This is a genomic window from Deinococcus taeanensis (genome assembly GCF_020229735.1).
In the GTDB taxonomy this organism is placed as follows: domain Bacteria; phylum Deinococcota; class Deinococci; order Deinococcales; family Deinococcaceae; genus Deinococcus; species Deinococcus taeanensis.
Window position 1 is genome coordinate 435,235 of the sequence record NZ_CP083456.1, and the last position, 7,266, is coordinate 442,500.

The window sequence follows — 7,266 nt, forward strand, 5'->3', positions numbered from 1 at the left end:
CCGCCGCCAGCGTGTGGTGCAGGCTGACGGCGGCGGTCGGGCGGGAGGTTATTTCAGGTAGACGAAGGAGCCGGTCTTGGCGTCTTTCATCTTGATCTGCGCCACGTAGAACTCTTTCTGGATGATCTCGCCTTCTTTGTCGAAGGCCAGCAGGCCCAGGGGCGTGTTGTACTTGCCGAGCAGAATCTGTTTGTTCAGTTCCACGCGCAGGTCGTCGAGGTCCCAGGTGTTGAGCTTCTTCTTGCGGTCGATGACCTTCAGGGCCTCGACCATGACCTGCACGCCGGCGTAGGCCTGCGCGGCGAACTGCGGGGGCGCTTTCTTGTACTGCGCGCTGTATTCCTTGACGAACACCTGGTTGGCGGCGCTGGACTGCGCGGGGCTGTAGGCCTGCGCGATAATCACGCCGTCGCACAGTTTCTGGCACACCGGGAACATGTTGGAGGTGTTCATGCCGTTGCCGCCGATGATCAGGCCCTTGTAGCCGAGCTGGCGCAGCTGCTTGATGAGGTTGCCGCCGTCGGCCGCGAGGCCGGAGATGATCACGAGGTCCACCTTGGCGTTCAGCACGGCCGTGACCTGCGTGGTGAAGTCGGTGTCGGTCGTCTGGAACTTCTGTACGGTGGCGAGGTTCAGGCCCTGCGCCTTGACGGTTTCCTGGAAGGTGCCGGTCTCGCTGGTGGAGAAGGCGTCGTTCTGCGCGTACAGCACGGCGACGTCTTTGATCTTGGGGTCGAGTTTCAGGGCCTGGCGCACGGCGTTCGGGGCGACCACAGCCACGGGCGCCGACACGCGCGCGATGAAGTTGCCGATCTGCGGAATGCCCTTGGCGGTGTTGCTGGGCCCGAGCACCGGCACCTTGGCGCGCTCGGCGATGGGGTCGGACGCGAAGGCCTGCTGCGAGAGGGTCGGTCCGACGATTCCGATCACGCGGTCTTTGGTGATCAGGGTCTGGAAGGCGTTGATGGCGCCGGCCTCGTCACCGCCGGTGTCCTGGAACACCAGTTTGAAAGGCGTGCCGTTGATACCGCCGCGGGCGTTGAGGTACTTCTCGGCGAATCGGGCGCCGATGACCTGTTCCTGGCCGAGCAGGGCGGTGTTGCTCGTCTGGGCCACCGCCACGCCGATGGTGATGGTGTCGACTTTCTGGGCGTGGGCGAGGCCGAGTGTGAGGCTCAGGGTGGCGCACAGGGCGCCGTTCAGGGAAATCCGTGCCATCAAAGCTCCTTTGGGATGTGCCGCCGTCGCCGGTGTCTCCGGCCGAGGGCGCATCGCCGGTCCGCGGCGCTCCGGGCGGCGGACTTGTGTTGTGGGACAGCGTGAGTGTAGGCTGAGCGTCCGATCAAGTCAACTGTTTGAATGGTCAGATCAATAGACCGGGTACAAGATTCTCATTCACGGTGACGTGTCACCCTGGAGAACGCATGACCGCGACCACCACCCCCACCGTTCCCACTGCCCGGCGCCCCCCGCGCCGCCTGGGCCTGCGCACGAAAGCCCTGCTGATCACCGTGCTGCCCGTCCTGCTTCTTGGCGTGATGGTGAGCGCGATCCTCACGGCGCAACGGCACACCGAACTGCGCGCCATCTCCCGCTCACTGAGCGCCTCAGTAGCGAGCGTCCTGGCCAGCACGCTGGACGTCACCGACCTGACCCAGGTGAACACCCAGCTGCGCGCCGCCGTCACCTCACCCAGCGTCGCCTTCATCGACGTGCAGCCCGCCGGGGACGCGCCGCGTTACTTCACGAGCGACACCCCGCAGACTGACTGGCTGCTGCGCGCGCAACTCGACGCCTTCTTCCGCAACCAGCCCGGGCAAACCCACTTTGCGCTGCGCGACACCCATGTCGATGCCTACCGCGCCGCCGAGGCCGTCCTGGACGAACGCGCTCCTCAAAGTGTCCGCGAGCACATACAGGAAGCCATCCGCACCCTGTCTGCCACACTCGGCCAGCAGCAGACCTACGAAGTCACGCAACTCGACGTGTACGACACGCCCGGCGGCACCCGCGCCCTGCGCCTGCCCGGCGAAACCGCCCCGCGCGGCACCCGGCTGTTCCACGTGGCCATCGGCGTCACCCTCGGTCACCTGAACACCGACCTCCAGCGTCAACTGCTGCTGGTCCTGCTGGCCTGCGCCGTCACCGCTCTCACTGCCGCCCTGCTCGCCTACCACGCCGTGCGCCGCCTGGTGCACGTAATTCTCGCCATCACCGACGCCGCGCAGCAGGCCAGTCTCGGACAACTCAGTGAGCCCATCCGTATCCGCACCCGCGGCCGGCCCGACGAACTCACCGACCTCGTCGGCGCCATCGAGCGGCTGAGGGTCAGCCTGCACCTGGCCCTGAGCCGCCTGCGGCCCGGAGGCCGCGGGTGAGCACCGCCACGCCCCCCGGTGACACCTTTCCCGCCGGTCCGCTCGAGAAACGCTCCCTGGGCGAACACATCGCGGTCCACCTTCAGTCGCTGCTGCTCGACGGGCACCTGCGGCCCGGCGACACCCTGCCCAGCCAGCGCGAACTCGCCCAGCGCTACGGCACCAGCGTGGCCGCGGTCCGTGAAGCAATCAGCATCCTGTCGGCCAGCGGCGTCGTGGACGCCCGCCCGGGACGCGGCACGGTCGTGCTGCCCGTCACCCAGCAGGCCCCCAGCATCAACCTGTGGCTCGGGGCGGTGCTCGACGAAACCGAAGCGCGCGCCTTCCTGGACACCCGCCAGGTGCTCGAGCACTACACCATCGCCCAGGCCGCGCGGGTCGCCACCCCCGAACAGCACGCCGAACTGCTCGGGCACCTGCACCGCATGCGCGACGTTCAGGGTGACCCGGAAGGATTCATTCAGGCGGACCTCGCCCTGCACCTCGCGGTCGCCCAGGCCGCCGGCAACCCGGTGGTGCTCCGCCTCCTGCGGGCCATTCACATGCCCCTGGCGAACCTGCTGCGCGCCATCAGCACCGACCTGCTGACCAGCGGCCGTTTCCCCGCCCTGTACGACACGCACCGCGACATCATTCACGGCATCATCCGCCGTGACGCCCCCGGCGCAATTCAGGCGTTTGACTGGATGCTCGACCAGACCACCGAAGGCGGTACCCTGGAACGCGCCCTGGGCCGGCCCGCCGAGCCTGAACCGCCCCTGGGCGCCGACTTCCTCGAGGACCTCCACTGGAACCTCACCCGCCTGATCGGCCCGATGGCCGACGTGCTGATTCCCGAAGCTGCCAGCGAACTCGGCCTCGACCCCGACAGCCTCACCCGCCAGCATCTGGGCCGCTACCTGCAGGGCCTCGCCCGCCAGCTGCCCCCCGCCAAACAGGACGAGTGGCACGCGCTGGCCGAACTGCTCGAAAAACGCTACGGCGACGACCGCTGAGCCCCGCCCGGAAGGGCACGCTTCACTGCTGGCCCGCCCGGCTTCACGGCGCCCCACCCCAATTGCGCCCTGTCTTCCACTGCCGCGCCCGTCTGCCGCTACCCTGAAGCCATGGCCACCCTGGTGATCGTCGAGAGCCCGGCGAAAGCGAAAAAAATCGCCGGATACCTCGGTCAGGGCTACGTCGTCTGCGCCTCCCTCGGGCACGTGCGCGACCTGCCGGGCTCGAAAGGGGAGATCCCCGAGCGCTACCGCCAGGAACCCTGGGCGGCCCTCGGCGTGAACCCCGCGACCTTCACGCCCATCTACGTCGTGCCGCCCGCCAAGCGCCAGACCGTCCGCGAACTCCAGCAACTGGCCCGGACGGCCGACGCGGTGCTGTTCGCCTCCGACATGGACCGCGAAGGCGAAGCCATCTCCTACCACCTCAGCCGGCTGCTGGGGGTCGACCAGCCGGTGCGGATGGTGTTCACGGAAATCACCAAGGACGCCCTGCAGCGCGCCCTGCAGACCACCCGGCCGCTGGACCTGCGCCTCGTGGCCGCGCAGGAAGCCCGGCGGGTCATCGACCGGCTGGTGGGCTACCGGGTCAGTCCGCTGCTGTGGAACAGCGTCGGCAGCAAACTCAGCGCCGGGCGGGTGCAGAGCGCCGCCCTGATGCTCCTCGCCGCCCGCGACATGGCCCGCATGACCTTCCGCCCCGCCACGTTCTGGGTGATCCGCGCGGCCGCGCAGACCCGCCCGGCCTTCACCGCCACCGTGACGCACGTCCGCAGCAAGGACCACCCGGCCGGCCGGCCCATCGCCAAAGCCAGCGACTACACCCAGGCTGGCGTGCTGAAAGAAGGCGCGCAGGTGCTCGTCATGACCGGCGAGCAGGCGAGCGCCCTGAGCGCCTACCTCGACGGAAAGGACGCCACGGTCACCCGGGTGGACCTCACCGAAACCCGCTCCCGCCCGGCCCCGCCGTTGATCACCAGCACCCTCCAGCAGGCCGGAAGCCGCCTGAACCTCAGCGCCAGGCGTGTCATGGACGTCGCCCAGACGCTCTACGAGGGCGGGTACATCACCTACATGCGCACCGACTCGCCCGCCCTGTCGGACGAGGCCCTGAGCGAAGCCCGGCGGGAGGCCGCCCGGCTGTTCGGCCCCGGCGCCGTGCCCTCACAGCCCCGGCAGTACGCTACGCGCAACAAGAACGCCCAGGAAGCCCATGAAGCCATCCGGCCCGCCGGCACCACCTGGCGCGCCCCTGACACCGTGGGCCTCACCGGCGACACCCTGGCGGTCTACACCCTGATCTACCAGCGGACCGTGGCCTCCCAGATGCACGACGCCGTCTTCGACAAAACCGTCGTGACCCTTACCTGCGGCGCCGCCACCCTCAGTGCCCAGGGCCGCGTCCTGAAAGACGCCGGGTACCTCCGCCTCCTTCAGGACGACGCTGGTGACCCGGATGACCAGAACCTTCCGGCCCTCACGCCCGGTCAGCAGGTGCCGCTGCGCGCCCGGCCGCCCGAGGGGAAAACCACCTCCCCCCCCACCCGCTACACCGAAGCCACGCTGGTGCAGGCCATGGAGAAAGCCGGCATCGGCCGCCCCAGCACTTACGCCCAGACCGTCAGCACCCTCCAGACCCGCGGGTACGCCCGCCTCGCCGGGCGGCACCTCGCGGTCACCGCCGTCGGTCTCCTGGTCGCCACCTACCTCGCCCGGCAGGTGCCGCCGGTCATGCACAGGGACTTCACGGCCACCATGGAAACCGGACTCGATGACGTCGCCGCCGGACACACCACCCGCGTGGATTACCTCACGCGCTTCTGGACCGAAGGCCTCGCCCCCATCATTGGCCGGGCGTCCCATGAGGCGCCCAGCCTGCCCCTGCCGCACCTGGAGGGCACCCGGTTGCGCGCCGCGGCGTCCGGCCCCCACCTGGTCCGCGGAGGGCAGGCCGCGCCCCTGCCGCCCGAGGTGATTCCCGCCGACCTGAGCGAAGCGGAGGCAGTGGCCATCATGCAGGGTGGCTGGACCCCGCCCAAACAGCGCCGTCCGCGCGGCGCCGCGCACCCGGACACCAGCCAGGCTGCCCGCCCACGCAAGAGCATGAAAGCGGCGCCGCACAAACCGCGCGGCGCCCCGAAACGCAAGACGAAACCGTGACCCCACTGAGGCGCCCAGGGCGTCCAGTCTGCCCGGGGCAGGGTCCGGGCAGGCTGGGCGCGGCGGTTAAGGTTCGCGGTGGAACCGGCGACGGAAGCGTGCATGCACGGCCTGCATCCTCTCGGCTGAACGGGCCGCTTTGGGATCCGCGATCAGGGCGCCGCCGCGTGAGGTGGCCCCCACGACCAGGGCACCCGAGATCAGGACCAGATTCTTGATGATGTACTGGCCTTCAAGGTTCGGCACCAGCGGAAAGACTTTGAAGGTCTCCTCGGGAAAAAAGATCAGGGGCAGGAACGTCCCGGCCATCTGCAGCAGGAGCAGCAGCACCGTGACCCGCAGGAACCTGCCGCTCAGCAGGCCCAGCCCGATCGCGCATTCCCAGGTGGCCAGGAGAGGCAAGCTGGCCTGCGCAGGAACCAGCCCGAACGTGAGGACCGAAATGGTGTGGGTTGCCAGGCCTTCGGCGCTGCTCATGCCTGGAAAAAATTTCTGCACCCCAAACCAGAAGAAGATCAGTCCCAGCGAGAGACGCAGCAGCGTAATCCCGTGCCTGGCCCACCAGCCGACAAGGCGGGCTTCATACAGATTGAAGGCTGCCGTAAACTCAGACCCCTTCTGAACGGGTGTGCGCGACGATGACCGGCCGTGAAGTTCTGGGGAAAATCGCATAGTACCCTCCGGCAGAGTCAGATGAGGACACTTCCTTCCCTGCTGCTACACGGCTATATGCCGCAGGCAGTCAGGCGGATCACCCAGCGCAGCCAGGCCGCCTTGAGCATCCCTGAAGCGGGCGCCCTCAGAAGTGACGTGGTGCCGTCCGTCCTGAGGGCGCCAACGTCACGGCGAACCTCCCCCGGTGCGTGAAACGACGTTCCAGGCCGTCCGGCTCAGACTGCGCCGCCCGGTGTGCCCCAGCGCCGCGCACAGCCGCTGCGCACCAGGCTGATGCGGGCACCTGCCCTGAGCCTGAAACCCTCTGGCCCCACACCCCTGACCATGGGCGGCGCCACACACGTGCACACGTGCCTCCCGCATGTCCAAGACTGCAGTTCCGATCCCAACCCCATCAAGCGGCAGGTCCAGCTAAAAAACAGGGAACCCAGGGACGCTGGCCAGCGCCGTCCCAGGTCCCCCGGCCGACCTTGGCAGTCAGTACGCAAATCCTGCAGGCGTGGGTTCCGGGCGATCACCCTCATGAAGACGCTGGTGCCGCCATGATGCCGCGTGTCCTGGTACTGCAAGGTGCTGCAGGCGTGCCGCAGGGATGTGCCGCCGCAAGACGGCCGGCTGTCGGCGGGGGACATCCTGAAATCACCGCCGTTTATTCAGCCCGCCGCCCAGCCCCCGGCCGTTCAGCATCGGCCCTCCGGCCGGGCGACCGCCTCTCCTGTTCCGTGACAGAGCGCTGCCTCTGCCCCAGGCCAGACCTCATTTCAGATGGGCCGTCAGGATGAAGTGGAACACACCAGACCGTCAGGTCTCAGAGGTCTGAACCAGATGTGGCAGTTCCCCGCGAATACTCATGACGGAGGGTGTGGCGCCCCATGGTAATCACCAGAGAACGTGGGTCCAGTCCTCCGCGTGACGTGAATGAACGGCGGCGGCCGCGGCGGCCTGCTTCTGCTGCGCGGTCATCGTGTCGGAGATAACGTTGTTGGGATTGGTCGGATCAATCACAGGCAGGATCTCCAGGGACGTCCGCATATACCCCAGGACGTGCCAGACGTTTT

General features: G+C 68.2%; 6 protein-coding genes (1 of these 6 only partly in view). 3 read left to right on the forward strand and 3 right to left on the reverse strand.

Going from position 1 to position 7,266, the window contains the following annotated elements:
• Positions 1–48: 48 nt before the first annotated feature.
• A complete protein-coding gene (locus LAJ19_RS15700; RefSeq protein WP_225523447.1) occupies positions 49–1,218 on the reverse strand; it encodes an ABC transporter substrate-binding protein in 1,170 nt (389 codons plus the stop codon).
• Between the two features lie 206 nt (positions 1,219–1,424).
• On the opposite strand from LAJ19_RS15700, the gene LAJ19_RS15705 reads away from it, so the two are divergent.
• The 3 genes from LAJ19_RS15705 to topA all read left to right on the forward strand — a co-directional run bounded on the left by LAJ19_RS15705 (position 1,425) and on the right by topA (position 5,533).
• A complete protein-coding gene (locus LAJ19_RS15705) occupies positions 1,425–2,378 on the forward strand; it encodes a hypothetical protein (RefSeq protein ID WP_225523448.1) in 954 nt (317 codons plus the stop codon).
• The gene (locus LAJ19_RS15710) at positions 2,375–3,373 is read left to right on the forward strand and encodes a FadR/GntR family transcriptional regulator (RefSeq protein ID WP_225523449.1); all 999 of its coding nucleotides are present in this window, start codon (positions 2,375–2,377) and stop codon (positions 3,371–3,373) included. The genes LAJ19_RS15705 and LAJ19_RS15710 overlap by 4 nt, the downstream gene beginning before the upstream one ends.
• A gap of 111 nt (positions 3,374–3,484) precedes the next feature.
• Positions 3,485–5,533 carry a type I DNA topoisomerase gene (topA, locus tag LAJ19_RS15715; protein WP_225523450.1) on the forward strand — a complete coding sequence of 683 codons (2,049 nt, stop codon included), beginning with the start codon at positions 3,485–3,487 and terminating at the stop codon, positions 5,531–5,533.
• Positions 5,534–5,599: 66 nt separating this feature from the next.
• On the opposite strand, the gene LAJ19_RS15720 is transcribed toward topA, so the two are convergent.
• Positions 5,600–6,205, reverse strand: a complete 606-nt coding sequence (locus LAJ19_RS15720) for a DoxX family protein (protein WP_225523451.1) — start codon at positions 6,203–6,205, stop codon at positions 5,600–5,602.
• Between the two features lie 882 nt (positions 6,206–7,087).
• Positions 7,088–7,266: the final stretch of a nucleotidyltransferase family protein gene (locus tag LAJ19_RS15725; protein ID WP_225523452.1), read on the reverse strand. It continues 616 nt past the right edge of the window; the window shows 179 of its 795 coding nt (coding positions 617–795); its start codon lies off the right edge, out of view; its stop codon occupies positions 7,088–7,090.

What these genes read in the sequence shown, in the direction of transcription:
- LAJ19_RS15720 (WP_225523451.1), bottom strand. Translation starts at nt 6,205, where the DNA reads ATGCGATTTTCCCCAGAACTTCACGGCCGGTCATCGTCGCGCACACCC.
- topA (WP_225523450.1), top strand. Translation starts at nt 3,485, where the DNA reads ATGGCCACCCTGGTGATCGTCGAGAGCCCGGCGAAAGCGAAAAAAATC.
- LAJ19_RS15705 (WP_225523448.1), top strand. Translation starts at nt 1,425, where the DNA reads ATGACCGCGACCACCACCCCCACCGTTCCCACTGCCCGGCGCCCCCCG.
- LAJ19_RS15700 (WP_225523447.1), bottom strand. Translation starts at nt 1,218, where the DNA reads ATGGCACGGATTTCCCTGAACGGCGCCCTGTGCGCCACCCTGAGCCTC.